Here is a 26,831-nt window from a genome sequence, read left to right as displayed (position 1 = left end):
CCGTCCGGCCGGTCACCGGACGGCACCCCGGCGACCCAACAGCATGGATACGGCAGCGGGTAGGTCGTCCACGACGGTCGCCGGATAGCTGAGGCGGGTCACCTCGTCACGTCCTCGTCCGGTCAGTAGGAGCACGGTGTCGACCCCGGCGCGCCGTCCCGCCTCGAGGTCGCTGCAGGCGTCCCCGATCATGACGGAACGGGCGGGGTCGAGCGACAGGTCACGGGTGGCGCGCAGGAGCATCCCCGGTTCCGGCTTGCGGCATCCGCAACGGTCCGGCCCGACGTGCGGGCACAGGTAGGAGGCGGTGAGCGAGACTCCTTGCCGGGCTAGGTGGTCGGTGATGTACTGGTGAACTTCCAGAGCCTGCTCCAGGGTGATGAGGTTCTTGCCGATTACCGCCTGATTGGTGATCAGCAATAGGGCGTGCCCGGCCTTGTTGAGGCGGCGCAGTGCGGGACCCACGCCGGGCAGGAACTCCACGTCGGCCACGCTCCGCACGTACGTCGGCCGGTTGGCGATGACGACGCCGTCGCGGTCCAGGAACGCCGCGGCCGGCCCGCCGGCTGCGGCGTGGTCGATGCGGACTGGGCGCAACGGGTTCATCGGGCCTGCTTCATGACGGCGCGGACCTGCGCCGCGACGTGGTATGGGTCGATCGGGGTGAATCGCAAGCCGGTCGCCGTCTCGGCGGCACCCAGGTTGAGCAGCCGAGACGGTGAACGGAGCAGGCCGACCAGGTGGACGGCGAGGTGCGCGGTCGCGCCCGGCCGGAGCTCCTGTTGAACCCAGAGGTGGTACGGCATCGGCCGGGCGACGAGACCGTCGAGCGCGCGTACCGCTGTGGCGAGCGCGTGCGCCAGGCTGGCGCGTTCCACCGGCTGCAGGCCGGCCAGGTCGTTGACATGGCGCCGCGTCACGATTCGTACGGTGAACGGTGCCAGCGGCGCCTGCGGCACCTCGACGCGGCAGTGCGCCGACTCCTGCACCGTCAGCCCTGGATCGCTAGAGGTGCACCCGGGGCAGCGCTCATGGTCGCCGGACACCCAGTGGACCGGCCGGATCGGCAGGCCGAAGAGCTGGCTGTGCGGATGCGCCACCGTCGCACCCGCCTCGGCACCGCGGTTTTCGAAGACGAGCACGCAGGAGACGTCGGGCAGGGAGCCGATCCCCGCGCTGCGTTCGGCCCACAGGTCGACGACCCGGTGGATCCGGTCCGGCGACATGGTGCCGAAGTCGTCGTGGTCGTCGCTGTGCACGATCACCTCGCACCGTCCGGCGATCGCGGGCCACCGGTTGGCGAATGCGTACGGCGACACGAAGGGGTGCGGAGCCTCGTCGCCACCGGCACAGAACGGGCAACCGTCCCCGTTGACGACCGGTCGTGCCGATCGTGCTGGGGCGATGTAGACCAGGCGGCCGGACCAGTCGTCGCGGGCCAGCCGTGGATGCGTCTGGACGGACTGCTCGATCATGCGGTCGACCGGATCGCCTGCGGAGTGGTTTCGGCCATGGCGCGTTCTGCGGTGCCGCAGAGCACCTCCTCGATGTCGTCCTCGGTGAAGCCGGCCAGTCGCAGCCGTGTGATCGCCGCGGTGACGCCGTTCCCCGCCGGCAACTCCCAGCCGCCAAGTGCCGGGAGATCGCCGCCTGCGGAGAGGCCAAGCGTTCCCTCAGGCTGCTCGGCCAGGCCGACGACGCGCTCCGGCCCGGCGAGCCGGATGACCGGCAGCCAGCGGGCGGGTGGCCCGGTGAGATCGACGCACAGGGTCAATGCGCTGTCGCGCGCCGCTGCGGCGAACCCGTCGACCGGCACCGTGCCGGTGTGCCGAACGAGGAGCGGTGCCAGGCCGTCGATCGGGCCGTCGAGGTTTGCCAGGTCGGTGTCGGAGTCGTCCACCATGACCAGGCCGTACCGGCGTCGCGCCGCCAGGAGTGCGCCGGGTGTCGCGGCCGGACCCGTCACGTACACGTAGATGGGAGCGTGCGGTGTGGCGAGGTCGCAGGGCCGGTCGGTGTGCACAGCGATACCGCTGACGTTGCCGAGACGGCCCTCGTCGCGGGCTTCGACGTACGTGTTCAGGATCGGCCCGACCGGGTCGGCCTGGGCGTGCAACAACGGCACGATGTTCCAGAGACGCGCTGCTGCGGCCTTGTTGAGTGCCTCGAGGTCGACATCACCAGCGACGTCGTGACCGTCGAGGGAGCGCAGGTGCATCACCAGTGGAGGCATGCGCACAATCCCCCCTCATCCGCAGAAACATAATTCGGAGGGCGCGGCCATACCTATGAGAGTGGTGGCAGACCCCCGTTGCCTGCGCCGAAGATGCTAGGCAAGGGCTGAACGGATGTCAATGCGTAGCAATACACCTTGACGGTGGTCATGCGCCTTGATAGCGTATTTGGAGCGCTCCCAAAAGGGGGAGCTGGCGACCGGCATGCGGTGGCTAGCGTGGTTGCCCTTCCGGTGGAATGCGCCACTGGCGCCTATTGTCATGCGTCCAATGCGCGTGGTTATGCAGACCAAACGGCTTTAATGTTCCGGGTGCTTTCGGGCTATCCATGTCCGGCAAGCGTCGCATCGCACGGGGGAATAATTCAATGCTTGACCGAAGACTTTTGGCTGCGCGTGCTTCGGTGGCCACATTCCGGCTCGAAACACGTGGTGGAGGCGGCGCATGACCGCCTCGCCGCCGGTCCGCCCACCTGTCCCCGCGTTCGCGGCGGACGCGTTTCCAGAGTGGCCGGCATGGACCACCGCCGAGCAGAATAATCTGATCGCTGCGTTGGGATCAGGCGCTTGGGCGGGCAGTCGAGCCCGCCAGACGCGGGACTTCGCCGCAGCCTTCGCCCGCTACCACGACGCCGCCCACGGCGTGCCGCTGTCCAATGGCACCACCACGCTCGAGGCGGCGTTGATCGCACTCGGCGTCGGTGAGGGCGACGAGGTTATCGTTCCGGCGCTCACGTTCGTCGCCACCGCCAGCGCCGTGCTGCGGGTGGGTGCCGTACCGGTGATCGTCGACGTCGACCCGGGCTCACTCTGCCTGCGTGCCGACCTCGTGGACGGGGCCGTGACCGAGCGCACCCGAGCCGTGATCGTGGTGCACCTCGCTGGCGCGGCCGGCGACATCGACGGGCTGGTCGCCCTCTGTGAGCTGCGCTCCCTGGCTCTGGTCGAGGACTGCGCGCACGCACACGGCAGTCGCTGGCGTGGCCGCGGCCTGGGCTCCTTCGGCGCGTTCGGCAGCTTCTCCTTCCAGCAGTCCAAGCTGATGACGGCAGGCGAGGGCGGTGTCCTGGTCACCAACGACCAGGCGCTGGCTCAGGCGGCCTGGGGTTACGCCAACGGCGGCCGGGACGCGATCGGTACGACCTACCATCATCCCTCGATCGGCACGAACAGCCGCATGACTGAGTGGCAGGGTGCCGTTCTCGCCGCCCAACTTGACCGGTACCCGCAGCAGTGCGCGACCCGTAACGCCAACGGTCTGGCCCTCGCCCGCGCCCTTACCCAAGTCCCAGGGCTGACCGCGCAGACACGCGACGAACGGCTGGACAGCCAGGGGTACTACGCGTTCGTCGTCCACTACCGCAGCGACGAGTTCGCGGGCATGCCGTGCGAGACGTTCCGCGATCTGCTCTCCGCGCATGGCGTCCCGGTGGTGCAGCCGTACCCGTCGCTGACCACGCTCGACGTGTTCGCCCAGCGGCGCTTTGCGCCGACCCGGCGCAGCCTGCGCGACGGCTTCACCATCGCCACCGCGCCCGTCGCGGAGGCGGTCCCCGGCACCACCGTCTGGATCCATCACCGGGTACTGCTCGCCGAGCGCGACACCGTGCTGCGCCTGGCTGAGTTGTGCGCGGACATCAGACAAGACGCGGCACGCCTCACCGCCGCGTCGAGCTGAGAAAGGATGAGCATGTCGAAAAGGCTGATCGTTTCCCCGCACTTCGACGACGCGGTGCTGTCCTGCGGCGACACCCTGCTGAGCGGCAGCGCCGCGACCACCGTGCTGACAGTCTGCGGTGGATCGCCCGGCCCGGGTACTCCGCCCTCCAGCTGGGACTGGCGCTGCGGCTTCATCGACGGCCACCAGGCGGCGACCCGTCGCCAGCAGGAGGACGAGCGGGCCTGCGCTGCGGCCGGTGCCACGCCGGTCCACCTGCCCTTCGCCGACTTTCCATACTCGGGGCCGAAGGACATCGAGGCGGTCGCCACGGCGATCGAGCCGTATCTGACCGAGGCGGAGGAAATCTGGGCGCCGACCGGCATCGGCATCCACGAAGACCACCTCGCCACCCGGGAAGCCGTCCTGCTGGCCGCCCAGCGTCTGGCCATTCCGCGGCTGTTGCTGTATGCCGACAACCCTTACGCGGGTGCCCTTGGCTGGGCGACGCTGGACGAGGAGCGCACCGGCACGCTGCGCTGGGCCGATGCGTTCGCCAGCCTGCCAGACGGAGTAGCGCTGAGTGAGCTGCAGCTGCGCCGTCTCACCCCCGCCGCCACGGCGGCGAAGATCGCAGTTGTCCGCGAGCACGCCTCCCAGCTGGCCGGGCTCGGTCGCTACCATCCCACCCTGACGTGCGTGGACGGGCTGCTCGCCACCGAAGGCTGGTTCGTCTGCACGGTGACTGCCCCTGCCGTGGCGAAATGAGCACGGCTCCGCGAGCACCAGTGAACCCGGACGCAGTTGCCCGCCTGGCTGTCTTGGCCGCGGCCGCCGCGCACGACCCCGAGGCGGGTGTCAGCCCTTCACTCTGGTCACGTGTCGAACCGTACTACCGGGCGTCGGCCTCGATAGTCGCCGGGATTGGCGAGGCGGTCGCCAGCGACCTGGCCAGACACGGGCGCGAGCCGGGCAATCCGAGACGCCGTGCACGGCTGGAAGCGGCGGTGGGCGTGCAGTTGCGTACGGATTCCGCGCAGCTGCGGCAGGTGCTCCGCCTCCTGGGGGTGATCGCCGAGGCCGGGCGACTACTGCCGCACGAGAGTGACACCTATGACGACACCGCCTTCGAGTCGGTGCTCGCGCAGATCGAGCGGCTGCGCGTGTCGATGCGGCGGCGACCGGCTCAGCGGCGGGAACCGGATCTCGTCGTCGTCGTCTCCTACCGGGTCGCCGACGACACCCCAGAACGCCTGCGCAACCTCCTCTGCTGTCTCCAGGCGCTGCACCAGGTGCACGGCTCCGATCGGCTGCAGATCGTCGCCGTGGAGCAGGACGAGCGGGCACGTACCGCAGATGTGGTCGGCCCAATGGTCGACCACTACGTGTTCGCGCCCAACCCCGGGCTTTTCAACTACGCCTGGGGCCGCAACGTCGGGGTGCGTACCGTCGCCGGCGGCGCTCCTGTCTGCCTGCTCGACGCCGACATGGTCGTGGGACCGGACTTCGCCCGCCAGTGCGTCGGAGCGCTGGGTGGCGATGTCGACGCGTTGCTGCCGTACGACCGGTTGCTGTACCTCGACGCCCGGTCCAGCGCCCGCGTCGTCGCCGACATCACTGGCGGGCGCGGGGTGCCGGCACAGGGATCCGGCTTGCGCGGTTACCTCATGCGTGAGATCTACGGCGGTGCCATCGTGGCGACGCGGAAGCTCTTCGACCATGTCGGCGGGCAGGACGAGCGTTATCGCGGCTGGGGCGACGAGGACAACGAGTTCTATTTCATGCTGCGGCGGCACGGTGTCCTGCGCCGGCCGGTCGGCTGGCTCTACCACCTCGATCACCCGAGGCCGCCGATGCGCGACGGCACGCTACGGATCAACCGGGCGGCGATGGCCGTGCCGCGCCAGGCGGGCGGCAGTTACGGAGACGCCACCCGCTACGACCCGGCTGCTCATCCTCCAGGCGAGAAGGATGCACTCCATTGATGGAATCAATCGCGGCCACGGACCGTTTCGAGCGAGCCGCTCCCGGCCGCTCGGTGGCGGCCGACTACCTCGACGATCTCGCGCGAGCCGCCGGGCAGATCGACCGCGGCGCCCTCAGCTACGCGGTGGACCTGATCCATGGCGCCCTGGTGCGCCGGCGACGGGTGTTCGTCGCCGGCAACGGCGGCAGCGCCAGTGCCTCCCTGCACCTGGCTGCGGACTGGGCCAACGCGGCGGCGAGACTCGGGTTCACGTCGTCCGTGGTGGCCCTCTGCGAGAACGTCGTCCGGCTCACCGCCATCGCCAACGACCACTCCTACGCGGACGTCTTTGCCGAGCAGTTGCGCACGAGTGGCCAGCCGAGTGACGTCCTGGTGCTGCTCAGCGTCAGCGGACAATCCGAGAACCTGATCCGGGCCGCGTCCGTGGCGCGCGACCTCCAGATGACCACGATCGGCGTCCTCGGTCATCTCGGCACCGTCGCCAACTACCTCGATCATCTGGTGCTCATGGGCGACGGCGACTACGGGATCGCCGAGGACCTGCACATCGCCTTCGGGCACATGGTCGTCCGTGCGCTGCACGGCGGCCAACCCCGGATCTTCCAACCGACCCCCGTCCGCCCGGCTGCGGTCGCCGACTGGGCACCCGAACCAGCCGACCATCAGACAAGGGATGCACTTCAATGAAAGCGATGGTGACCGGCGGCGCCGGGTTCATCGGTTCACACGTGGTGGAACAACTGCTGGCGCGGGGCGACGAAGTCGTCGTGCTCGACGACTTCTCCACCGGATTGGAGGACAACCTGCGGGCCGCTACCGGTGGCGACGACAGCCGCCTGCGCACCTACCGGGTGGACATCGCCGACGACACGGCGGCGGCGATCGTCCGGCAGGAGGCACCGGACGCGCTGCTGCTGATCGCGGCACAGTCGAGCGTCAAGGTCTCGATGCGGGACCCGATGGAGGACGCCCGGGTCAACGTGATCGGCATGCTGAAGATGCTGGAGGCGGCCAAGGCGTCGGCGTGCCGCAAGGTCGTCTTTGCCTCGAGCGGTGGGACGATCTACGGCTCGGTCGACGAGGACCGGCTACCACTGCGCGAGGACTACCCGACGGCACCGGTGTCGTTCTACGGCGTCACCAAGGCCGCACTGGGGCATTATCTGGCCGTCTACCGAATGCAGGCCGGCCTCGACTACGCCGCACTGGCGCTGGGTAACGTCTACGGGCCACGCCAGTCCCCCCACGGCGAGGCCGGGGTGGTCTCGATCTTCGCCGGTAACATCCTCTCCGGCCGCCCCTGCGTGATCAACGGGGACGGGCGCACCACCCGTGACTACGTGCACGTCAAAGATGTCGCGCGGGCGTTCGTACTGGCCACCGAGCGGGGCACCGGCCTGATGAACATCGGGACCGGGCTGGGCACCTCGGTCAACGAGATTCACCAGTTGGTCGGCATCCGGCTGGGAACCGATCTCGTACCGGTGCGCGGCCGGGCCCTACCCGGCGAGGTGCGTCGTGTCGTGCTGGACAACACGACTGCGCGTACCGAGCTGGGCTGGGAGCCGCGGATCAGCCTCGATGAGGGCATCGTCACGGTGCTCGACTGGCTGCGCACCCTGCCGGCCGGACACCCGTCGGCGCCCCGCCCCGCCACGGTGACGAGCGCATGAGCACCGTGCGGCTTTCCGACACGCTGTCCGAGGTCCGTTCCAAGGAGGTCTTGCTGCTCGACGTCGGTGGCTTGCTCGTCCGGCCGGACACGGCGCGGCTTCTCGCCGCCCTCGACTCTGCTCCCGCGGTCACCGAGGATTCCCTGGACCGTGCCCTCTACTGTCACGGGCGGGTCGGGGCCGGGCTCGGGCCGGGCGATGACGACGACGACTTTGTGTTCCGGTTCGCCGTCGCCGCTGGGGCGACCCCGGAGCAGGTCCGCGCCGTGTTCACGGAACTGCGCGACATCGTGCTGTTCTCCTCATGGGTGCCGCGGAACCTGACCGGCGACATAGCCGCGTTGCGCCGGATCGTCGTGCACCTGCCGCGCATCGCGCTCGTGACCAACTCCGAGGGAGGCGCCGAGGAGATGGTCCGGCGGCTGGGCATCGCGCAGGTTGGGCCGGGGCCGGGCATGGAGGTCACAGCGGTCATCGACTCGGCCACGCTGGGCGTGCACAAACCTGACCCGGAGATCTTCCGGCTCGCCGCGGAGCTGCTCGGCACTGTGCCCGAACGGTGCGTGTGCCTCGGTGACTCGGTGCGCAACGACGTGGAGGCGGCCAGGGGCGCCGGGGTACTGTCGGTGCACTTCGACCCGTACGGCGACTGCGCGGAGACGGCCGACCACCTGCACGCCACCTCGCTCGCCGAGTTCGCGGGGTGGTTCGAGTGACGGAGGTCCTGCCCGACTTCCGCCTGGTCCTGGTCGGATACGGCCGCATCGCCGAGGTTCTGTACGGCCCCGAACTCGTCTCGATCCAGGATCGGGTGACCGTGGTCGAGCTGTCGGCCGACCGGCGAGCGGCAGCGGCCCGTGCGCTGCCGGAGGCCGCACTGCTGAACGCCCTGGACGATCTGCCGCCCGCCGCCGGTGACGCCGTGGCGCTGAACCTGGTGCCCGGACCCCGGCACGCCGCGGTGACCGAGCGTCTGCTCAGTTTGGGTCATCACGTGTTGTCGGAGAAGCCGGCAGCGCCGACGGCCGGGCGGTGGCTGGAGCTTGTCGCGCTCGCGGAGCGCTCCGGCCGTGCCCTCGCGGCGGCGCCGGTGACCGCGTATTTTCCGGGCGTGGAGACGCTCGTCAAGCAGGTGCGGGCAGGCGGGATCGGCGTGCCGGGCGAGGTCCACGGGGCCTTCTTGGCGGCCGGACCTGCCCGGCGCGGTTATATTGACGCCAGTCGCGCATGGTTCTTTGGCGCCGAGTCGTGCGTCATCCGCGACCTCGGACCCTATGTCGTGGCTCCGATGGTCCGGCTGCTGGGCCGGCCCGACCAGTTCGCCTGGCATCGCAACGGCGTGCGCCTGCCGGTGCCGGTCAGACCCGTTGGCGCGGTGATCCCGGTGTACGGCAACGCCGCAGTCGGCGTTGGGCGGTGGGGCGACGTCATCGGGCGGATAGAGGTGGCCTACCGTCCCTGGCTTCCTCGGGTGGAGGCGAGCATGACGGCGGTCGGCAGCACCGGGGAGCTGAGCTTTGACCTCGACGACCCGCCTCTGCCGGACCGTCCTGGCCGGGAGAAGGCGAACGGCGCGTTCGACCTGATGCGCCGGGTCATGGCGGACCCCGTGTTCCGGGCCGCGCACGTTGCCGACGTTGCGACCACCCTGGAGATCATCGACAGCCTGGGGCAGGCTCAGGAGGAGAGGACGTGACGCCCCCCGCCGCCAACGGCCGCCAGCGAGCCTCTGACGTTTGGTGGGCGGACGCCGTCGAACCCCGTCTGATGATCGCGCGCCTCACCCCGCAGGCGGGTTGGCCCCTAGTGGTGGGCCTGCTGCTGGTCAACCTCGTGCTCGGCCTGGTGCCGGTGGCGTTCGTCATCGCGACGAGCCTCGTCATCGGTGCCGTCCCTGACGCGGTCACAGGCGGGAGGAATTCCCCCGCATGGGACCGGCTCGTCGTCTCCTTCCTGGTCGCCTCGTCGATCTTCGTACTGCAGCAGGTGCTGGCACCGGTGCAGGTGGCGCTCGGGGAGCTGATGCGGCGGCGGGTCGACGGAAACGTCCACGAGCGCATCATGACCACGGCACTGGCTGCGGTCAGCATCGCTCCGATGGAGGACCAGGACGCGTTGGACGCCCTGAAGGAGGCGAGCCGCGGTATCGACGGCAGCATGGAGACGCCCGGTATGGCCTGCGCCGGTCTACTGGCGCTCGTGGCCCGGTACACGCGTTTGGCGGGCTTCGCCGCGCTGGTCGGTGTCTCAGTGTCCTGGCTCGCAGCCTCCGCTCTGACCGGCTCGGTGATGGTGTTTCGCTACGGCAACCGCGGCGGGCTGCGGAAGTACTCAGCCGAGTGGGGCAAGTCCCTCCCCAACTTCCGGCACTACCTCTACCTCCGTGACCTGGGCCTGCGCCCAGAGGCAGGAAAGGAACTGCGGATCTTCGGGCTCGTTGGCTGGCTCGTCGATCGCTACGAGGGCGTCTACCGCACTTGGCTTGCCCCGGTGTGGCGGGCCCGGCGCCGCATCTACCTGGTGCCGTACCTCGGCTACACGGCCTTGGGGCTCGCGGTGGCGGTCCTGGTGTTCGTCCTCGTCGCACGGGCCGGCGCCTCCGGGGCCTTGTCGCTCACCGAACTCGCCCTCGCACTGCAGGCGATCGTCGCGGCCCTGCTGCTTGCCGAGTATTACCCGGAGTCCGACGACGTTACCCAGCTCGGCATGCTCTCGGTCAGCGCGCTACATCGTTTCGCCAGGGCGGCCGCGGCCTATCCGTCGGCCGAGATGGCTGCCACGGGCGCGGCCGATCCGGCCGTGGAGGACCAAACGGGAGTACGTCTGGAAGCAGTCGCCTTCTCCTACCCAGGCTCGCACCGCCCCGTCTTCGAGCACCTGGACCTCGAGCTGGAAGCCGGTAAGTGCACGGCTGTGGTGGGCGTCAACGGTGCCGGAAAGACCACCATCGCGAAGCTGCTGACCCGCCTGTACGACCCGGTCGAGGGTCGTATCCTGTTCGGCGACCACGATATCCGGGACTTCCCGCTCGATCGCTGGCGCCGGCAGGTCAGCGTCATCTTCCAGGACTTCGTGAAGTTTGAGCTGACGGTGGCCGAGAACATCGCGCTCGGGGCAGCGCACGTCCCACCCGATCCGGAGCGGATCCGAAGAGCCGCTGCTCGGGCCGGTGCGCTGGAGTTCATCGAAAGACTGCCGGGCGGTTTCGAAACGCCCCTGTCGCGCGCGTACGTCGGCGGACGGGATCTGTCCGGCGGGCAGTGGCAGCGCATCGCCATCGCCCGCATCTTGTACGCGGCTGACGCCGGCAGCCGCCTGCTCATCTTCGATGAGCCGACCTCGGCACTCGACGTCCGAGCCGAGGCGGCGTTCTTCGACAGCTTCCTCGACCTCACGAAGGGCGTGACTTCCCTGTTGATCTCCCACCGCTTTTCGAGCGTGCGCCGAGCCGACACGATCGTTGTGATCGAGGCCGGTCAGGTTGTCGAGCGTGGCACCCATGACGAACTGCTGGCCGAGGGTGGCCGCTACGAGCGGCTGTTCAAGCTGCAGGCGGAGCGGTTCACCGAACGTACGGAGAGCTGGTGACACGATGAAAGAGGCGATCCTTGCCTGCCGCGAGCTGCTTGCGCTGTGTTGGCGGCAGAGCGCCGGCAAACTCGTCGCCTCGGTGGTCCTGAAGCTCGGCGCGGCAGCGGCGCTGCCCCTGTCCGCAGCCGGCCTCGGCGCGCTGACCGACGCCGCCCTGGCCGGCGACTCCAGCCGAGCGGCGATCGCTGGGGCTGTGACGGCGTGCCTCGTCATCGCGGCCATCACCATGGCGCACTTCGCCCACGTCTTCTACTTCGAACTGGGTGAGGTGAACCTGCTAACCAAGGAGCGCCAGCTCATCGAGCTGGCGAACGGCTCGGTCGGTCTGAACCACCACGAGCGCCCCGAGTACGCCGACAAGATGCAGGTGTTGCGTCAGGAAGTGGAGCGGGTCGGTTACGCCAGCATGGAGGCGCTGCTGTCGGCGGCGAGCACAGCGCTCTCCCTGATCATCACCGGTGTGCTGCTGGCCCGGCTCGATCTACTGCTGCTCATGCTGCCACTGACCGCGTTACCTGCGGTCTACCTGGGCGGCCGAGCACAGGCGCTGCAGGCCGCCGGTCGGGAAGCGGCAGCTGAGCCTACCCGCCGCGCCAGGCATCTGTTCTCCGTAGCGACCGAGGCTGGCACGGCGAAGGAGATCCGCACCGCTGGGCTCGCCAATGAGCTCACGTTCCGGCACCGCACGCTGTTCGAGTCCGCGACCCGGGTGATGTGGGCGGCCGAGGTGAAGGCGGCCCGCCTGCGCATCCTCGGCCAGCTCTGCTTCGCGTTCGGCTACGTGTCCGCGATCCTGATCGTGGTGAGCGCAGCCGCCGCCGGCGGCCCTAGCGTCGGCGACGTGATCCTCGTGCTCTCCGTGGCGGCCCTCGCCAACTACCAGGTGACCGCGGCGGTGGCGCTTCTGCAGGACCTGCAGCGGGTGGCTCGGGTCCTCGCCGACGTGCGGTGGCTCGAACACTTGATCGCCCCGCTGCCCGCCGCGGCCCTGCCGGCCGGCGAGCGGCCAGCGGCGCCCCAGCGGATCAACCACGGCATCCGGCTCCGCGATGTCAGCTTCGCCTACTTGCAGACCGGACCACCGGCGCTTGAGGGTGTCGACATCCTGCTCCCTGCGGGGTCGACGGTGGCCGTCGTGGGCGAGAACGGTGCCGGAAAGTCGACGATTGTCAAGCTCCTGTGCCGCTTCTACGAGCCGACAGAAGGCGTCATCGAGGTCGACGGCACCGACCTGGCGAGCCTGTCGCCGCCCGAGTGGCGACGGCGTATCGCCGGAGCGTTCCAGGATTTCGTCAGGTTCGAGTTCATCGCCCGAGAGAGCGTCGGCGTCGGCGACCTGCCGCGGGTCGGCTCTGACGACGCCGTCCTGGGAGCTCTTCGTCGGGCCCGCAGCGAAAGCGTGCTCAACCGGCTCGAGCACGGGCTCGGCACGCAACTCGGCAAGTCGTACGCCGACGGGGCGGAACTGTCCAGAGGACAGTGGCAAAAGCTGGCATTGGGGCGGGCGATGATGCGCGAGGACCCGCTGCTGCTGATCCTCGACGAGCCGACAGCCGACTTGGACGCCGAATCCGAACACCTGCTGTTCGAGCGGTACGCCGCCAATGCCCGGCGGCTGGCGGAAACCTCCGGCACGATCACCATACTGGTGTCTCACCGGTTCTCCACGGTCCGGATGGCCGATTTGATCCTGGTCGTCGTCGATGGCCGTGTCGCCGATTCAGGAAGTCATGAGGAACTTATGGAGCGAGGCGGGTTATACGCCGACCTCTACGGCCTCCAGCAACGCTCCTACCAATGAGGAGACTGCCGGAAATCTCGTCCATCCTGGTCATGGCCTTCTTGATCTTTGAGATCAGAAATCGGCTGCGGCTGTGATCCCGCCCTTCCCTGGCTCGAAACCGGGCCGCCATCCAGCGGTATGGGCCTATCCGCGACGGCGGGGCAGTCGGCGTGGCGGTGCCGGTCGATGAGGGCGGCGGCTACCTGGCAGCGGGGGCGCTTGCCGCGTACTGGGCCGGTGTGAGCGTCAGCGCGACGTTGGTCACCGTGCTGGGTGGATTGGCGGGAGCGGTCCTGTTCGCGGCGAGCCGATCTGTCCTGACCGCCGGTGTCATGATCGCGCTGGCTCTCGTGCTGGCGGCAGCTGTGACCGGTGTCGGTGTGGTGGTCGGTGACTTCTCCATCGCGGAAGCGGCGGCGCTGCGGTAGCTGTATGATTCGGCCATCGTGTTCGTCTGGCCGCGCCGGACCTGGTCAAACGCAGGTTCACCGCGCCGGCGCCGGATGTCGCCTGGTGCGGCGACATGACCGAGATCCGTACCGACGAGGGCAAGCTCTACCTTGCCACCGTCATCGATCTGTACTCCCGTCGGATCCTCGGCTACGCGATGGGCGTCCACCACGACGCCGGGCTGGTCGTCGCTGCGCTGAACATGGCCGCCGTCACCCGAGGCGGCACCGTCCAAGGGGTGATCTTCCACAGCGACAGAGGCAGTGAGTGCACCTCGGCCGACTTCGCCCGGGCCTGTAACCGGTGGAAGGTACGTCAGTCGATGGGCAGGGTCGGGTCGTGCTTCGACAACGCCGTCGCCGAGGCCACCTTCTCCACCATCAAAGTCGAGTACGTCCACCGCCGCCACTTCCGCACCCGTACCGAGGCCCGACTGAGAATCGCCACCTGGATCACCGACTTCTACAACCGCCGTCGCCGGCACTCCGTCTGCGACTGGCGATCACCCATCGACTACGAGCGATCAGAGACCCGCGCGCTGGAGGCCCGGCCCGCATAAAGACGCCCTCCGCGATTCCAGGGGATTGACAAGGTACGCCTGGGGAAAGTAGTGATGGCGCTTCGGCTTGCTCGATGGTCCCGCTGGCACATCGGCAACCGTAGCGGGGGACATCAGGTTTCCGCACCGGGAAAACAGTCGAGGCCGAAGGCTCAGACAGCATCACCACTCGGGTTGCGTCCATGGAAGTGGTGTACGACCGGCGTAGTGAACAGCTTCGCTGGTGCGAGCATCGCGAAGACGATCCGTTTCCCAAATCGCGTCCCTGGGTTAGTCGATCTGGTGCGGGCAGTGGTGGGCGGACGGGGTGGCACGAAGCCTCCCACACTGAGCGTGGTCACATTGGTGGTCACAGCCCAAGATCAAATAGCCATCATTGCGCGACATGTGGCGACAGGGGGTGTGATTTGACGTAGAGAATTTTCCCTGCTCAAAGCACCTGTCGGCATTCGGCGGCATGGCGTGACAGAATCGTTACCATACTGGCAGTGTGGGGGTCAGGGGTTCGAGTCCCCTCGGCTCCACCTCGCGTTTATGCAGGTGAACAGGCATCAGTCATCGACTGGTGCCTGTTTCTTGTGATCTCCTGGTCACAGCCGTGGTCACCCAGCGCCCCACACTGCACTTCGAAGATCGGTTTTGAGATCTCGTCAGAACCGGCCTCTGAACAGGGATCTTTCGACTGCGTGTGTGGTCCGAGTGCTGCCAGGGCGGAATGTGGGGCGCAAAACAGTGTGGTACCCGGGTGCCGGCCTGTGTCGTCAGATGCGCAAGGTCGGCGTCGCCGGGCTGGAAGGTGGCATGCGCTGGTTGTCAGGGTTCGAGCAAGCAGAGCGGGATCACCGCGATTCCGTCAGCGCGGCGGTATGCCTCAGGCCCGGTGGTGATGACCGCCGCATCGAGTAGGTCGTCGCCGAGTTGTCCACGCAGCCAGGTGAGGTGACGGACGTCGTCGTCGCTCACCGACGGGGACAGCTTGACTTCGAGTGCCACGATTCGTTGATCGGCGCGTTGGATGATGAGATCCACCTCGTGGCGACTGTCCCAGGTACGTAGGTGATGAACCGTGGCTTCGGCTGCCTGCGCGTAGACCCGCACGCTGAGTGTCACCAGCGACTCGAACAAGGCGCCCAGCAGGGGACCGGGCCGGCGGACGGGTGTGTCCGGTGCTGAATCGTGGAGCAGTGCGGGTACGTCCACACCGAGGAGTCGGGCGGCGAGGGCCGGGTCGGCGAGGTGGTGTTTCGGTGCGGCGCCGAGTCTGCTGAAGGCGCTGCGGCTGGGCAGCCAGCCGGGCACGGGATCGAGCAGCCACAGTTGCGACAGCACGTCGCGGTACACGGTCGTTGTCGTCTTGGCGGGCTTGTTGGTCTCGCCCGGGGTGGCTGCGTCCAGGATGGCGTTGTAGGAACTGGTGGTTGCCGTCGCGGCGGCGTACGCGGCCAGCCACCCGCGCAGGGTGTCGGGTCGGCGTACCAGGTGGCCTTGCTCGGGGAAGTCTCGTTCGACGATTCGGTTCAGGTAGCCGTCGAGCTGTGCCCTGCGAGCGCGGGGCGGCAGTTGGCGGATGGCGGGGAATCCGGAGCGCGCGATCTCTTCGGCGTAGTCGACCAGGCTCAGCGCGCTGCCTCCGCTCACGGCCAGCCGCCGTCCGGTAAGCAACTCCCGAAGACTGACCGTCGGCTCGGCCAGGGCCCGCTCGGCGAGGCTCATCGGTCGCATCCGGAGCTGGACGATGCGCCCGGCTCCGGAATGTGTCGGCGCGGACGTGGGGGTGGCGCTGCCGGTCAACAGGAACCGGGCCGGTACGGGATTACGGTCGACGCTGCGCCGCACGAAGTCCCAGACCGCCGGTTCGCGCTGCCACTCGTCGACGAGGACCGGCGCCGGGGCTCGGTCGAGGCGCTGCGGATCGGCGGTGAGCAGCTCCCGCTGTGTCGCGTCGTCCATGGCGAAGACGGTGGCGGCGCGACGCTGGGCCGTCGCGGTTTTCCCGACGCCCTTCGGCCCCTCGAGACTGATGGCAGGCAAACCGCCGAGCAGCTCATCCAGCTCTTGATCGACGGACCGCAGCTGATACGGCAGCATGCTGCAACGCTACCGCAGAAGCATCTCGAAGGCTACCGTTCACACATCTGCCATGCTCCCGTACCGGCACGACTCCGGGACTCCCAACGGTGGGCCGGCCCCACCCGGCCCGACACCGACCAGCCAGCTTCGATCCCGCTGGATGGTCATGCCACCCGCAGGAACGCCTGATGGTCCCTGTCCGGGCTGGCGCGGCGACGATAGAGCGGGCTGCAGGGCGTCGGCCAGTCTCTTGGCCAGCTCCAGCAGGCTGAGGTCGGGATCGCTACGCCGGTAGACGTCCGCAAGGAAGGAGAAATCCGTCATGAGGCCGACGACTCTGCGGTTGGCGGTCGCAGCAAACCAGCAGGCACGCATCTGGCTCAATTCCCCATCGACGAGAGGGACAGGAGCTTGATGAACGGCCAAGGCTGCGGCGATTTCTGGGCCGATCCGGGATGACGCGCTGTAGCGGCCGCCGCCAGCGGCATCAGCATTGGCAGCAGCGTCTGCTCGTTGACCAGGAGAACCAGCTAACGCGGCCGCCAGGGGAGAATGGTCGCGTACCAGTCACGGAACAGGGTAGTGGACGGCTCGTCCCGTACGTATTCAGCTCGAGGTTGCCGGTTCCGGTAGCCACGGTCCGGTGGTGAAGAGCTGTTCGAGCACGTCGAGGGCGTCCTTGCCGTGTTTGGCGGCGGTGGACAGGTAGGAACGCAGGGTGGCGAAGTCGGCCAGGCCTTGCAGGGTGCGCCAGGTCGCGGAGATCTTCTGCTGGAGCTTGACCGGACGGAGATCGCGCTCGGCCTGGTTGTTGGTGAAGGGCACGGCCAGGTCGACGGTGAACCGCAGGATCATGTCGCGGTGCGTGGCGAAGCGTTCGATCAGCGTCCCGGCCCGAGACAGCTTGCCGTCACGATCGGGCGGGTTCTGCTCACGGCCGTAAGCGAGGGCTCCGGCGTAACAGGCCCGCAAGTGACTGATCTCGTCGTTCGACAGCGAGTCCCGGCCGGCGGCGACGGCCTGCTCGGTTGTCTTCTTAGCCGCCAGCAGGGTCGTGGCCATCACCTCGGCCCACTGCTGCCCGGCCGGGTCGGACTCGTGCACACCGCGCAGATCGCGGATCAGATGTGCCCCGCACCAGGCATGCTCGGCATCGGTCAGGCGCCGGTAAGCGGCGTAGCCGTCCCGCACCAGAGTGCCGGTGAACCCGGGCAGCACACCCCCGGCGTCGATGTCGGCCTTGCCGCGGCCACCGACGTGGAACAAGGTCAGCTCAGGGGTGCAGGCCACGTGCACGTACTTGAAGCCGCCGCCGACCCTTGCCGGGGTCTCATCGGCGTGCAGCACCTGCTGCACGTGCAGCAACGCGGCGGTGCGAGAGACGAACGGCCCGAGCCTGCGGGCCGCCTCGGCGACCATCTGGTGCACGAACCCGGTCGACACCCGGACCCCGAGCAGATCACCCAGCAGCCCGGCGACCCGGGCGAACGGCAGGAACTGCGCGGCCCGCGCGTAGACCGCGGCGGCTTTGACCCCGGTGCCGTACTGCACCCGCCCGGACACACCCGCCGGCACCGCAGGCTCGCTGACCTGCCCGCACTCGCCGCATTCCACCGAGATCAACTGATGCTCCACGACCACCGGCCGACGATCGGGCAGCTCGAGCACCTGCCGCCGCTGCCGCCCGTACTCACGGCCGTCACCCAGATCAGCACCACACGAAAGCCCGGCACACCGCTGCGGCCGGTGCTGCACCACCCGGTCCGGATCCTCGGCCAGCCGCAACGTCAACCCCGACGCCCCGGGCTGCTTACCCCGCCGCCGACCGCCGGCCTTCGCCCCCGCCTGCGCACGAGGGCGGACCAAGCCGTCCGACGACGGCGGCACGGACGAGTTCGACGAGTTCATCCCCAGCCGACGCCGCAGGTCGGCGTTCTCAGCACGCAGCACGGCGTTCTCGGCACGCACCTGCTCGTTGTCCGCCCGCAGCCGCTGCACCTCAGCCTGCAACTGGGCGACCACCACGACAAGCTGCTCGATCGAGTCAGGTCGCGAGTCCGGATGCACACCAAGATCATGGCAGCCGCCACCGCCACAGTAGACAGCAGCCCACGCTCAACCGATCAACTCAAGCTGAATACGTACCTCGTCCCCACCTTGTGAGGCTGAGCCGAGACGCTGGCGCAGCTTTTGGTCGCGCGCACGATCAGCACAGCACCGACTCGTTCATCCCGCTGCAGCTCCGGACAGCTGCTGATTGATCGCGACGAGATCGAACGGTGTCGCATGTCTGCCGCAGCCAGGGAACCAGTCCTCCTCAGGCGCATCGCCCTGGCCGCCGACGCAGGATGCCGAGGTCTCCGGCTCATCTACCTCGATGATCCGCTCGACCACGATGCGGTGCTCCCATTCATCACCAAGGTCGTAGACGTACGTCAGCTCAGCTCCGACACTCGGCGCCAGCTTCCCCAGCCGCGCCCGGGACTCGTCCGCGGTTCCTTCCAGGCCGAAGAACGGATCGGCATAGCGTCGCCCGGCCACCGTGAATACGTGCAAATGATCGTCGTCCCAGTCGAAGACGATCTGAATCAGTCGGTGCAGCTCGTCCAAGGTCACGGCGGCTGGGAGCCGAACGCGTCGCCAGACCGGCGGCCGGATCCGAGTAAGAGAGATCTTCAACTGATACGTCGGGATCGGCGGCCCGCCCGCTGCGATGAGTTCGGCCAAGCCATCTCGCAGGGTCGGTTCGTCCGGATGCCCGCTGTTGCTCCAGGCATCGAGGCCGTCGCGCTCGCGAAGGACAAGGTATGCCTCGTTCGGGCCGTCGACAGCCAGCGCCGCAGCAGCGAACTCCACAGCGAGCCACCGCAGGTCGGCCGCAGCGGGCTCCGGCGGTTCATCGTCGTCGCCGTCATCGTCGAATTCGGCAAGCACGAGCTGGGCATGCGACGCCAGCGTCGATACCTCCGCGGCTTTCTGCCACGCGGGCAAGGCGGCATCTCCCAGACCGACCACCATGTCGACTGCCACGATCCGCTGTGCCGGCGGAGCCGTAGCCGCCGCTTCGAGCAACTCGGCGGCCGCTTCGCCCGTCTCACGCCCGGCCAGCCATGGCCCCGCTTGCTCCCACACCTCGTCGTCAGGCAAGGTGGCCAGCCGTTCGAGCACTTGAGCGGCAGACACATCGGGAGACAGCGGCGGCGGCCACTCCTCGACCAAACGCTTCCACATCCACCGACCCAACTCGGTCGGACGTCCGCCGTCGTCCACCGCACCGGCCTCGGCGAGCAGTTCGAGTCCGGCATCCACCGGCATGACACCCCGCCGAAAAGCCGAGTAGACCGCGCTCGCATCACCGACGTCGGAGTAGTGGAGCAACTGGTGAACAGCCTCAGAAACGTCGAAGCCAGGCGCCGGCTCGGCAGTCATAGCCGTCAGCAGCATCCGCATCAAGACTGGCGCTCCGCGGCCTCGGTCGTCGTGCGACTCGGCCTGCAGCACGGCCCGAACCGCCGTCCACCAGCGCTCCACCGGGTCATCGTCCGTCGCGGCAGCCGCGACCGCCCGGTTCCCTGAAACATGCAGCCACCCGATTGCCTCAGCCGCCACCCAGGGCCAGTGCACAACCTCGACATCCGCAGCGGTACGAACCCGGGCCGGAACCTTCACCCCCAGAGCGGCACCTACGACAGCGACATCGGCCGGCCGCAACACTCCCTTCGGCGTTACGGGTTTCTCTTCGCCAACCCAGTCCGCCATCAGCCGGGCGCGGATGATGAGGCGACAGCCATCCGCCGAACGCTGCAGTTCGAACGTCACGCGGCGAGCATAGGTCAGGGAGCGCTCGTGGGGCGGGTTCAGCGACAGCTCAGCGCCCTGGTTGTCACCGAAATGCTCTCCCGGGTCGAGCAGCCGATCAGCGGCCCACCACTGCTGGTCAAAGGTGGAACCGCGCTCGAGGACCTATACCCGGCGGCAGCCGAAGGCCTCGAAGACTACGTACCGGCCGATGTGCACCGGGCCGCCACAGCGGTCCAGTTGCTCATCAGTCGCATCGACGCAGCCCAGTCCTGGCGACGGCCAACCAGAGATCGATCTGGCGTGGTCGGTGGATAGCACTCGGTAACAGAATTCCGTAACATCTGTGCGGTCACTGGACGCGGAGTGGAGCAGGGGCGGGCCGGAGTGAATTTCGACAGCCTTGACTGGCTTCGTCGAAACAGCCCCGCGTGGCGTTTGCTCCGGGCCGACCACGCTGCCCTGGTGCTGTCGTTTCTGGGGCGGGTTTTTGTCGAGGAGAACATCCGCTCGATCTCTGCGGTCGAGTTGGCCGGGCGACTGGAGGACGAGCTCTTCGCGCTCAACGAGCGGTTCGGGGAGGGTACGTATCCGCGTACGGCAAAGGCGTACCTGGACGAGTGGGCACAGCCCGACGTGGGCTGGCTGCGCAAGTACTACCTGCCCGGATCGGACCAGGTGCACTTCGACGCCACGCCAGCGGTGGAACGCGCGCTTGCCTGGGTGCAGTCGCTGCGCGCCCGCTCCTTCGTCGGCACCGAATCTCGGCTGAACATCGCGCTGGAGTTGCTGCGGCAGATGGCGTTCGGTGCCGAGACCAATCCGGATGTCCGGCTGGCGGAGCTGCGGCATCGACGCGAGGAGTTGGACGCCGAGATCGCCCGGGTCTCCGCTGGCGAGGTCGACCTGCTCGATCCGTCGGCGCAACGCGACCGATACCAGCAGTTCGTGACGACCGCCCGAGGGCTGCTGGGCGACTTCCGGGAGGTGGAGGCGAACTTTCGCACCCTCGATCGGGAACTGCGGGAGCGGATCGCCACCTGGGACAGGTCGAAGGGGGAACTCCTGGACGAGGTGGTGGGGAACCGCAACGACATCGCGGAGTCCGACCAGGGCCGCAGTTTCCACGCCTTCTACGACTTCCTCCTGTCACCCCGGCGTCAGCAGGAATTCAGCGACCTGCTGGCTCGCGTGCAGTCATTGGCAGCGATCGGTGAACCGGACCCGCGGATGCGGGGCATCCACTACGACTGGCTGGACGCGGCGGAGCGTACCCAGGCCACCGTCCGGCTGCTCTCCGAACAGCTACGACGGTTTCTCGACGACCAGGTCTCCTGCGTTCCGCAGCTCAGCGTCGATATAGTCGGCGTCGCGGTGTGAAGGTGCAGTTCAGGGCGTTGCGGCCTGGCGGGAACGGCGAAAACGCCTAGTGACACGCCTGCCTGTGGATAACTTTGTTGAGCTGCTGATCTGTTGCTGGTCTCATAGTCGGTGTACGGTCGTGCCTCGTGTACGTGAAAGCGTCGACCCGCAAGACCCGCGACGGGCAGACGATCCGCTACCTGCAACTGGCTCACAACGAGTGGGACCCGGCCGCGAAGGCGTCCAAGACCCGGGTGTTGTACTCGTTCGGCCGCGAAGACCAGCTCGACGTGGCCGGTATCCGCCGCTTGGTCGACGCGTTGTCGCGGTTGCTCGCCCCGGCCGACGCCCTGGCCGCGGCCGCGCCGGCCGGCCTGTCGTTTGTGGAGTCCCGTTCGCTGGGCGGGGCGTGGCTGCTCGACGGGTTGTGGCGCCGGCTGCGCATCGACACCGTCCTGCGGCCGCTGGTCGGCTCGTCCCGCCGGGAGGTCGACGTCGAACGGGTGCTGTTCGCGCTGGTCGCCAACCGGGCCCTGGCCCCGTCGAGCAAGCTGGCCGCCGCCGACTGGGTCTGCCAGGACGTGTACCTGCCCGACCTGCCGCACGTCACCGACGACACCTGCTACCGGGCGATGGACCAGTTGATCGAGGTCGAGCCCGCGTTGACCCGCGGGGTCTACGACCAGATCGCCGACCTGCTCAACCTTGAGGTCGACCTGTTGTTCTTCGACACCACCAGCACCTACTTCGAACTCGATGAGGCCGACGAACCGCTGTGGCGTGACCAGCAGGGCCGGGTCGTGGCCGAGGACGATCCGGCGGCGGTCAAGCAGGCAGGGTTCCGCACCCATGGCAAGAGCAAGGACTCCCGCGACGACCTGCCCCAGGTCGTGGTCGGGATGGCCGTCACCCGCACCGGCATTCCCGTGCGGGTGTGGTGCTGGCCCGGCAACACCAGCGACTCCGCCCTGATCCGGCAGGTCAAGACCGACATGCGCGAGTGGAGCCTGGCTCGCGTCGTCTGGGTCGCCGACCGCGGCTTCGCCTCCGCCGAGAACCGCCGCTTCCTGCAACAGGGCGGCGGGCACTACATCCTGGGTGAGAAGCTGCGTGCCGGCACCAGCGAAGCCGACGCTGCGCTCGCCCGGCAGGGCCGCTACGCCACCGTCGCGGAGAACCTGCAGGTCAAGGAAGTCAACATCGACACCGACGACCGGTTCGTCATCTGCTACAACCCCGAGGCCGCCGACCGGGACGCCGCTGTCCGCCAACGGCTGATCGCCCAGCTCACGGACCTGATCGACGACACCGACCGGCTGCCGGCCACCAAACGCGCCGAGCTACGCGGCGTGATCTCCACCAAGCCCGGCCTGAACCGGTTCCTGCGCGTCACCCCCAAGGGCCTGCTGCGCCTCGACCAGGCCAAGGTCAAGGCCGAACAGCGCCTGGACGGCAAGTACCTGCTGCGCTGCTCCGACCCGACACTGTCGGCCGAGGACATCGCCCTGGGCTACAAGCAGCTCCTCGAAGTCGAACGCGGCTGGCGCGACATGAAGACCACCCTCGACCTGCGCCCGGTGTTCCACCGCCGCGAGGACCGCATCCGCGCTCACATCCTGCTCTGCTGGCTGGCCCTGCTGCTGATCCGGGTCGCCGAGACCGAGACCGGCCGCACCTGGACCGCGATCCGCACCGAGATCGACCGGCTGCACCTGGGCGTGTTCACCGGCCCCGCCGGCACGTTCGCCCAGCGCACCGAGCTGTCCCAACCCCAGAAGGCCCTGCTCACCAAGCTGAAGATCGCCGAGCCGCCCCGGATCTTCGACGCCACACCCGCAACCGCCTGACCTGCGACAACACAGCCGCCTAGTGACACGCCCCGTCACCGGGCCCACCGCTGTTTGCCCAGCTCACAGCCCAGATCCGCCGCCTATATCGACGCCGAGCTGCGGAACGCAGGGGTCTGGCTGGAGAACCGACGGGTGATGGACATCCTGCGTAGCGTGGAGATTCATGCCCTTGCGCTGCGCGACCACCCGACGGGTGACCTGGGGTACGAGATCGACGGCGTGGCTCCCCATGTCGTCCTGCCGATGGAGCGACCGCTGTACCAGATCAGGGCGAAGCAGGTGCTGGACAGCGGTTCCGACGCCGACGCGGCCCCGCCGGAGGTCGATGTCTCGGCCCTTTTCGAGCAGGTACACGTCGATCCAACGCGGCTGCGGGAGGCCGTCCGGGCAGCGCTCAGCGGCGGCACGCAGGTTTCGTTGCCCGAGCTACTGGCCAAGCATCCCCTGGAGCAGGGGCTGGCGGAACTCGTCACCTATCTGTCGCTGGACAGGGACCTGACGTTCGAGTTGGTCTTCGATGAGCGGCGGCAGGAGCACGTACGCTGGCACGACGCAGACGGCCGGCAGCGGGAAGCGATCCTGCCTGCGGTGGCTTTCGTGCGCAGATCCCTCCCCGGAGGCGAATAAAGTGTCTCGAACGTCCCGGCCTGCCGAGCCCAACCTCTCGATCGCCGTCACGCACCTGATGAAGGGCGTTGTCTACCGGGACGCCCACCCGGTTCCGTGGCTGCACCTGACGCAGATGCAGACACAGGTACGCGACTACGTCGCGGTGATGGGGCTGACCGTGGCGATCGATGAGGCTGAGGGATATGCCTTTTTGCGCTCTCGACCGGACGATTCCGACCTGGACGGGCCCGCCGTGCCCCGGCTGATCCCGCGTCGGTCGCTGTCGTTCCACGTCAGCCTGCTGCTGGCGCTCCTGCGCAAGAAACTCGCCGAGTTCGACGCGAACAACAGTGACACCCGGCTGGTGCTTACCCGCCAGCAGGTGATCGACCTGCTCACGACCTTCATGCCGACGACGATCGGCGAAGCCCGGCTGGTCGACCAGATCGACACCCATCTCAACAAGGTGGTCGAGCTGGGGTTCCTCCGCCGGCTCGACGACGGGGAAGCGAGCTACGAGGTGCGGCGGATCATCAAGGCCTTCGTCGACGGGCAATGGTTGGCTGACTTGGACACCCGGCTCGCCGAGTACGCAGCCGAGCTGTCCGGAACCACGGCGGGGCCACATTGACCGATCATGACCAGACCGGTGCCGTCGCGGCAGCGCCGGGATTCCGGCTGCTGCGGCTGGAACTTCGCAACTGGGGTACCTTCGACGGCCGGGTCTGGACCTTTCGGCTGGACGGCGCCACCGCGCTGCTGACCGGCGACATAGGTTCCGGAAAGTCGACAGTGGTTGATGCCATCACCACGCTGCTGCTCCCAGCCCACAAAATCTCTTACAACCGGGCTGCCGGTGCCGAAACTCGGGAACGGTCGCTGCGCTCATACGTGCTGGGTTACTACAAGTCGGAGCGGAACGAGGCGACCGGGACGTCCAGGCCGGTCGGGTTGCGTGGTGGCAGCAGCTACTCGGTGCTGCTCGGGGTTTTCGGCAACGCGGCGACCGGCGCCACCGTCACGCTCGGACAGGTCTTTTGGACCCGGGACGGCAACTCCGGGCAGCCGGAGCGGTTCTTCGTGACCGCCGGCGAGGAGCTCACGGTCGGCACCGACTTCGTCGATTTTGGCAGTGAGGTCGCCCAGCTCAGGAAGCGGCTGAGACAGTCCGGTGCCAAGATCTACGACCACTTCCCGGAGTACGGCAAGGACTTCCGGCGGCGCCTCGGTATCGCCTCCGACCAGGCGATGGACCTGTTCCACCAGACGGTGTCGATGAAGGCGGTCGGCGATCTCAACGACTTCGTCCGTAACCACATGCTGGAGCCGTTCGACGCCGCGGACTGGATTCGCCGGCTGGTCGCGCACTTCGACGACCTGACCCGTGCACACGAGGCTGTGGTGAAGGCCCGCGAGCAGCTCGCTGAGCTGCATCCCCTCCTGGATGCGTGCGACGCGTACGACGGCCATGCGGCCCAGATCGCGTCCTTGGACGCCCAGCGCTCGGCTTTGCCGTACTTCTGCGCACGGGGCAAGGCGGAACTGTTTCGGGCCGAGGTCACCACACACAGCTCGGCGTTGGCGGCAGAGCAGGCCGCGTTGGCGGGCGTGAAAGGGCGGATTGCTGAGCTGGGGCAGCGACGGGACCGGCTGACATTGGAGCGCGCGGGGCATGGCGGTGACCGGGTCGCCGAGTTGGAGCGACAGGTCAGCGAGACCGAGACAGCGCGGGAGGAGCGGCGGCGGCGTTTTGATCGTTACGCTGGGTTGCTCGCCGAGGCGGGACTGGCACCCGTCGAGGCGCTGCCGCAGTTCACCGACCGCCGGGGGGAAGTCGCCGACGAGCTGGCCCGATGCGGCCAGGACCGCGCCGACCGGCAGAACGAGCTGACCGAGGCCGCAGTCGCGGTGCGGGAGCTCGCGGGTCAGGAGCAGGAGATCAATGCCGAGCTGCGCAGCCTGCGGGAACGGCGGAGCAACATCCCCCGTCGCAGTCTTGAACTCCGGGCCCGGATCTGCGCCGAGCTGAACCTGCCCGAGGTCACGCTGCCGTTCGCCGGTGAGTTGATCCAGGTACGTCCCGGGGAATCTGACTGGGAGGGAGCCGCCGAACGGGTACTGCGTGGATTTGCGCTGTCCCTGCTGGTGCCAGACGCGCACTACTCGGCCGTCGCGGACTGGGTGGACCGGCGGCACCTCGGCGGCCGGCTGGTCTACTACCGGGTGCCCGCGACCCTGCCCCGCCAGCCCGAACCCGGCTACGACGAGCGACAGACCCTCTTCGCCAAACTGGAGCTGCATCCTGAGTCACCGCTGCGGCCCTGGCTGGAACGGGAATTACGCCGACGTGCCGGCTACCAGTGCGTAGACTCGCTCGCCGAATTCCGTCGGGTTGACCGGGCGTTGACCCGGACTGGCCAGGTCAAGGATGTCGGTGGTCGGCACGAGAAAGATGACCGGTCCCGCATCGACGACCGCAGCGGCTACGTGCTCGGCTGGAGCGTCGAACAGAAGATCGACGCTCTGCTGGCAAAGGCACAGCTACTTGCCGAACGGCAGACTCGGGCCACCGCTGACCGGGATGGGCTCATCAAACAGCTGAATCGGCTGACCGGACGCCACGGCACGCTGAGCAAACTTGTCGAGTTCACCGACTTCACCGAGCTGGACTGGGCAGCGGCAGTGCAACGCATCGAACGGCTGCGCTCGGAGAAGCGGCAGCTGGAGGCGTCCTCGGGCGAACTCGCCCGGCTCACCGCCGAGCTGGAACGGGTCACTGTGGAGCTCACTGAACTCGGCGACGAGCGGGACACCAGGCAGAGCCGGATCGGCCAGGTGCGGGGACAGGTCGACCGGGCCGAGCAGGGGTTGCGGGACACGCGGCGGCTGCTGGACGAGCCCGGGTACGGCGCGGCGCTGGAGTGTTTTGACACGTTGGGCAAGCGCGCCGGTGACACGGTGCCTGCGGAGCCGGCCGGCTACGACCGGCTCCGCGACGAGATCGAGACCCAACTCCGGTTGGAGCGGGACGAGGCTGCCCGCCGGCAGGCCGCGGCGAGTAACCGAGCGGTCGGCCGGATGGCGGACTTTCGGCGGTAAACATTCAGGGCCACTCCGGGTGGTGGCCGTGAGTGGCTGTCTGTGATTGACGGGCTGGGTCGATCTTGACGGTGTGTCGATGCGCGGCCGGGTGCGATCGATGTGTTGTG

At 68.2% G+C, this 26,831-nt stretch carries 23 protein-coding genes; 16 read left to right on the top strand and 7 right to left on the bottom strand.

The window, feature by feature from the left end; genetic code table 11:
- Nucleotides 1–12: 12 nt before the first annotated feature.
- The 3 genes from ID554_RS07375 to ID554_RS07365 are packed head-to-tail and all read right to left on the bottom strand — an operon-like array spanning nucleotide 13 to nucleotide 2,233.
- Nucleotides 13–606 carry a D-glycero-alpha-D-manno-heptose-1,7-bisphosphate 7-phosphatase gene (locus ID554_RS07375; protein WP_117230912.1) on the bottom strand — a complete coding sequence of 198 codons (594 nt, stop codon included), beginning with the start codon at nucleotides 604–606 and terminating at the stop codon, nucleotides 13–15.
- Nucleotides 603–1,475 (bottom strand): HIT family protein, encoded by an 873-nt coding sequence (locus ID554_RS07370; RefSeq protein ID WP_117230911.1) that lies wholly within the window; start codon nucleotides 1,473–1,475, stop codon nucleotides 603–605. The genes ID554_RS07375 and ID554_RS07370 overlap by 4 nt, the downstream gene beginning before the upstream one ends.
- Nucleotides 1,472–2,233 carry a hypothetical protein gene (locus ID554_RS07365; RefSeq protein ID WP_117230910.1) on the bottom strand — a complete coding sequence of 254 codons (762 nt, stop codon included), beginning with the start codon at nucleotides 2,231–2,233 and terminating at the stop codon, nucleotides 1,472–1,474. The genes ID554_RS07370 and ID554_RS07365 overlap by 4 nt, the downstream gene beginning before the upstream one ends.
- 445 nt (nucleotides 2,234–2,678) lie before the next feature.
- On the opposite strand from ID554_RS07365, the gene ID554_RS07360 reads away from it, so the two are divergent.
- The 11 genes from ID554_RS07360 to ID554_RS07310 all read left to right on the top strand — a co-directional run bounded on the left by ID554_RS07360 (nucleotide 2,679) and on the right by ID554_RS07310 (nucleotide 13,933).
- Nucleotides 2,679–3,911, top strand: coding sequence for a DegT/DnrJ/EryC1/StrS family aminotransferase (locus tag ID554_RS07360; protein WP_117230909.1), 1,233 nt, complete (start codon nucleotides 2,679–2,681; stop codon nucleotides 3,909–3,911).
- Between the two features lie 12 nt (nucleotides 3,912–3,923).
- Nucleotides 3,924–4,658 carry a PIG-L deacetylase family protein gene (locus tag ID554_RS07355; protein ID WP_158573855.1) on the top strand — a complete coding sequence of 245 codons (735 nt, stop codon included), beginning with the start codon at nucleotides 3,924–3,926 and terminating at the stop codon, nucleotides 4,656–4,658.
- A gap of 239 nt (nucleotides 4,659–4,897) precedes the next feature.
- The gene (locus tag ID554_RS07350; RefSeq protein ID WP_191088743.1) at nucleotides 4,898–5,875 is read left to right on the top strand and encodes a glycosyltransferase family 2 protein; all 978 of its coding nucleotides are present in this window, start codon (nucleotides 4,898–4,900) and stop codon (nucleotides 5,873–5,875) included.
- Complete coding sequence (locus ID554_RS07345) at nucleotides 5,875–6,564, top strand: D-sedoheptulose-7-phosphate isomerase (RefSeq protein ID WP_117230906.1); 690 nt, start codon at nucleotides 5,875–5,877, stop codon at nucleotides 6,562–6,564. Before ID554_RS07350 ends, ID554_RS07345 begins: the two co-directional genes overlap by 1 nt.
- Complete coding sequence (locus tag ID554_RS07340) at nucleotides 6,561–7,550, top strand: GDP-mannose 4,6-dehydratase (RefSeq protein ID WP_117230905.1); 990 nt, start codon at nucleotides 6,561–6,563, stop codon at nucleotides 7,548–7,550. The genes ID554_RS07345 and ID554_RS07340 overlap by 4 nt, the downstream gene beginning before the upstream one ends.
- Complete coding sequence (locus tag ID554_RS07335; protein WP_117230904.1) at nucleotides 7,547–8,266, top strand: HAD family hydrolase; 720 nt, start codon at nucleotides 7,547–7,549, stop codon at nucleotides 8,264–8,266. The genes ID554_RS07340 and ID554_RS07335 overlap by 4 nt, the downstream gene beginning before the upstream one ends.
- Nucleotides 8,254–9,246, top strand: coding sequence for a Gfo/Idh/MocA family oxidoreductase (locus ID554_RS07330; protein ID WP_317985215.1), 993 nt, complete (start codon nucleotides 8,254–8,256; stop codon nucleotides 9,244–9,246). Before ID554_RS07335 ends, ID554_RS07330 begins: the two co-directional genes overlap by 13 nt.
- Nucleotides 9,243–11,138, top strand: coding sequence for an ABC transporter ATP-binding protein (locus ID554_RS07325; protein ID WP_147333593.1), 1,896 nt, complete (start codon nucleotides 9,243–9,245; stop codon nucleotides 11,136–11,138). Before ID554_RS07330 ends, ID554_RS07325 begins: the two co-directional genes overlap by 4 nt.
- A gap of 4 nt (nucleotides 11,139–11,142) precedes the next feature.
- Nucleotides 11,143–12,942 (top strand): ABC transporter ATP-binding protein, encoded by a 1,800-nt coding sequence (locus ID554_RS07320; protein ID WP_117230901.1) that lies wholly within the window; start codon nucleotides 11,143–11,145, stop codon nucleotides 12,940–12,942.
- A gap of 152 nt (nucleotides 12,943–13,094) precedes the next feature.
- On the top strand, nucleotides 13,095–13,352 hold the full coding sequence (locus tag ID554_RS07315) for a DUF389 domain-containing protein (RefSeq protein WP_117230900.1): 258 nt from the start codon (nucleotides 13,095–13,097) through the stop codon (nucleotides 13,350–13,352).
- Nucleotides 13,353–13,378: 26 nt separating this feature from the next.
- Nucleotides 13,379–13,933 carry an IS3 family transposase gene (locus ID554_RS07310; protein ID WP_117230899.1) on the top strand — a complete coding sequence of 185 codons (555 nt, stop codon included), beginning with the start codon at nucleotides 13,379–13,381 and terminating at the stop codon, nucleotides 13,931–13,933.
- Between the two features lie 813 nt (nucleotides 13,934–14,746).
- Here ID554_RS07310 and ID554_RS07305 read toward each other — a convergent pair.
- The 4 genes from ID554_RS07305 to ID554_RS07295 all read right to left on the bottom strand — a co-directional run bounded on the left by ID554_RS07305 (nucleotide 14,747) and on the right by ID554_RS07295 (nucleotide 19,822).
- A complete protein-coding gene (locus tag ID554_RS07305; RefSeq protein WP_117231440.1) occupies nucleotides 14,747–16,021 on the bottom strand; it encodes an ATP-binding protein in 1,275 nt (424 codons plus the stop codon).
- 39 nt (nucleotides 16,022–16,060) lie between these two features.
- Complete coding sequence (locus tag ID554_RS32965; RefSeq protein WP_396888539.1) at nucleotides 16,061–16,453, bottom strand: DUF6933 domain-containing protein; 393 nt, start codon at nucleotides 16,451–16,453, stop codon at nucleotides 16,061–16,063.
- Between the two features lie 156 nt (nucleotides 16,454–16,609).
- A complete protein-coding gene (gene tnpC, locus ID554_RS07300; RefSeq protein WP_191088742.1) occupies nucleotides 16,610–18,070 on the bottom strand; it encodes an IS66 family transposase in 1,461 nt (486 codons plus the stop codon).
- Nucleotides 18,071–18,229: 159 nt separating this feature from the next.
- Complete coding sequence (locus ID554_RS07295; RefSeq protein WP_191088741.1) at nucleotides 18,230–19,822, bottom strand: plasmid pRiA4b ORF-3 family protein; 1,593 nt, start codon at nucleotides 19,820–19,822, stop codon at nucleotides 18,230–18,232.
- A 345-nt stretch (nucleotides 19,823–20,167) separates the two neighbouring features.
- Here ID554_RS07295 and ID554_RS07290 point away from each other — a divergent pair, with 345 nt between their 5' ends.
- The 5 genes from ID554_RS07290 (at nucleotide 20,168) to ID554_RS07270 (ending at nucleotide 26,721) form a co-directional block, all read left to right on the top strand.
- The gene (locus ID554_RS07290) at nucleotides 20,168–21,181 is read left to right on the top strand and encodes a DUF3375 domain-containing protein (protein ID WP_317985214.1); all 1,014 of its coding nucleotides are present in this window, start codon (nucleotides 20,168–20,170) and stop codon (nucleotides 21,179–21,181) included.
- Between the two features lie 128 nt (nucleotides 21,182–21,309).
- Nucleotides 21,310–23,010, top strand: a complete 1,701-nt coding sequence (locus ID554_RS07285) for an IS1634 family transposase (RefSeq protein ID WP_117231419.1) — start codon at nucleotides 21,310–21,312, stop codon at nucleotides 23,008–23,010.
- Nucleotides 23,011–23,064: 54 nt separating this feature from the next.
- Nucleotides 23,065–23,640 carry a DUF3375 family protein gene (locus ID554_RS07280; RefSeq protein WP_223884471.1) on the top strand — a complete coding sequence of 192 codons (576 nt, stop codon included), beginning with the start codon at nucleotides 23,065–23,067 and terminating at the stop codon, nucleotides 23,638–23,640.
- 1 nt (nucleotide 23,641) lies between these two features.
- Nucleotides 23,642–24,253 (top strand): DUF4194 domain-containing protein, encoded by a 612-nt coding sequence (locus ID554_RS07275; RefSeq protein WP_199489323.1) that lies wholly within the window; start codon nucleotides 23,642–23,644, stop codon nucleotides 24,251–24,253.
- Nucleotides 24,250–26,721 carry an ATP-binding protein gene (locus ID554_RS07270; RefSeq protein WP_117231360.1) on the top strand — a complete coding sequence of 824 codons (2,472 nt, stop codon included), beginning with the start codon at nucleotides 24,250–24,252 and terminating at the stop codon, nucleotides 26,719–26,721. Before ID554_RS07275 ends, ID554_RS07270 begins: the two co-directional genes overlap by 4 nt.
- Nucleotides 26,722–26,831: the final 110 nt, after the last annotated feature.

The sequence above is a fragment of the Micromonospora craniellae genome, assembly GCF_014764405.1.
GTDB lineage: Bacteria > Actinomycetota > Actinomycetes > Mycobacteriales > Micromonosporaceae > Micromonospora > Micromonospora craniellae.
This window is presented reverse-complemented; position numbering and strand designations above follow the sequence as displayed.

Coding starts and splice junctions, on each gene's coding strand:
- ID554_RS07340 (WP_117230905.1), top strand. CDS start 6,561: ATGAAAGCGATGGTGACCGGCGGCGCCGGGTTCATCGGTTCACACGTG.
- ID554_RS07345 (WP_117230906.1), top strand. CDS start 5,875: ATGGAATCAATCGCGGCCACGGACCGTTTCGAGCGAGCCGCTCCCGGC.
- ID554_RS07360 (WP_117230909.1), top strand. CDS start 2,679: ATGACCGCCTCGCCGCCGGTCCGCCCACCTGTCCCCGCGTTCGCGGCG.
- ID554_RS07335 (WP_117230904.1), top strand. CDS start 7,547: ATGAGCACCGTGCGGCTTTCCGACACGCTGTCCGAGGTCCGTTCCAAG.
- ID554_RS07320 (WP_117230901.1), top strand. CDS start 11,143: ATGAAAGAGGCGATCCTTGCCTGCCGCGAGCTGCTTGCGCTGTGTTGG.
- ID554_RS07355 (WP_158573855.1), top strand. CDS start 3,924: ATGTCGAAAAGGCTGATCGTTTCCCCGCACTTCGACGACGCGGTGCTG.
- ID554_RS07305 (WP_117231440.1), bottom strand. CDS start 16,021: ATGCTGCCGTATCAGCTGCGGTCCGTCGATCAAGAGCTGGATGAGCTG.
- ID554_RS07370 (WP_117230911.1), bottom strand. CDS start 1,475: ATGATCGAGCAGTCCGTCCAGACGCATCCACGGCTGGCCCGCGACGAC.
- ID554_RS07375 (WP_117230912.1), bottom strand. CDS start 606: ATGAACCCGTTGCGCCCAGTCCGCATCGACCACGCCGCAGCCGGCGGG.
- ID554_RS07365 (WP_117230910.1), bottom strand. CDS start 2,233: ATGCCTCCACTGGTGATGCACCTGCGCTCCCTCGACGGTCACGACGTC.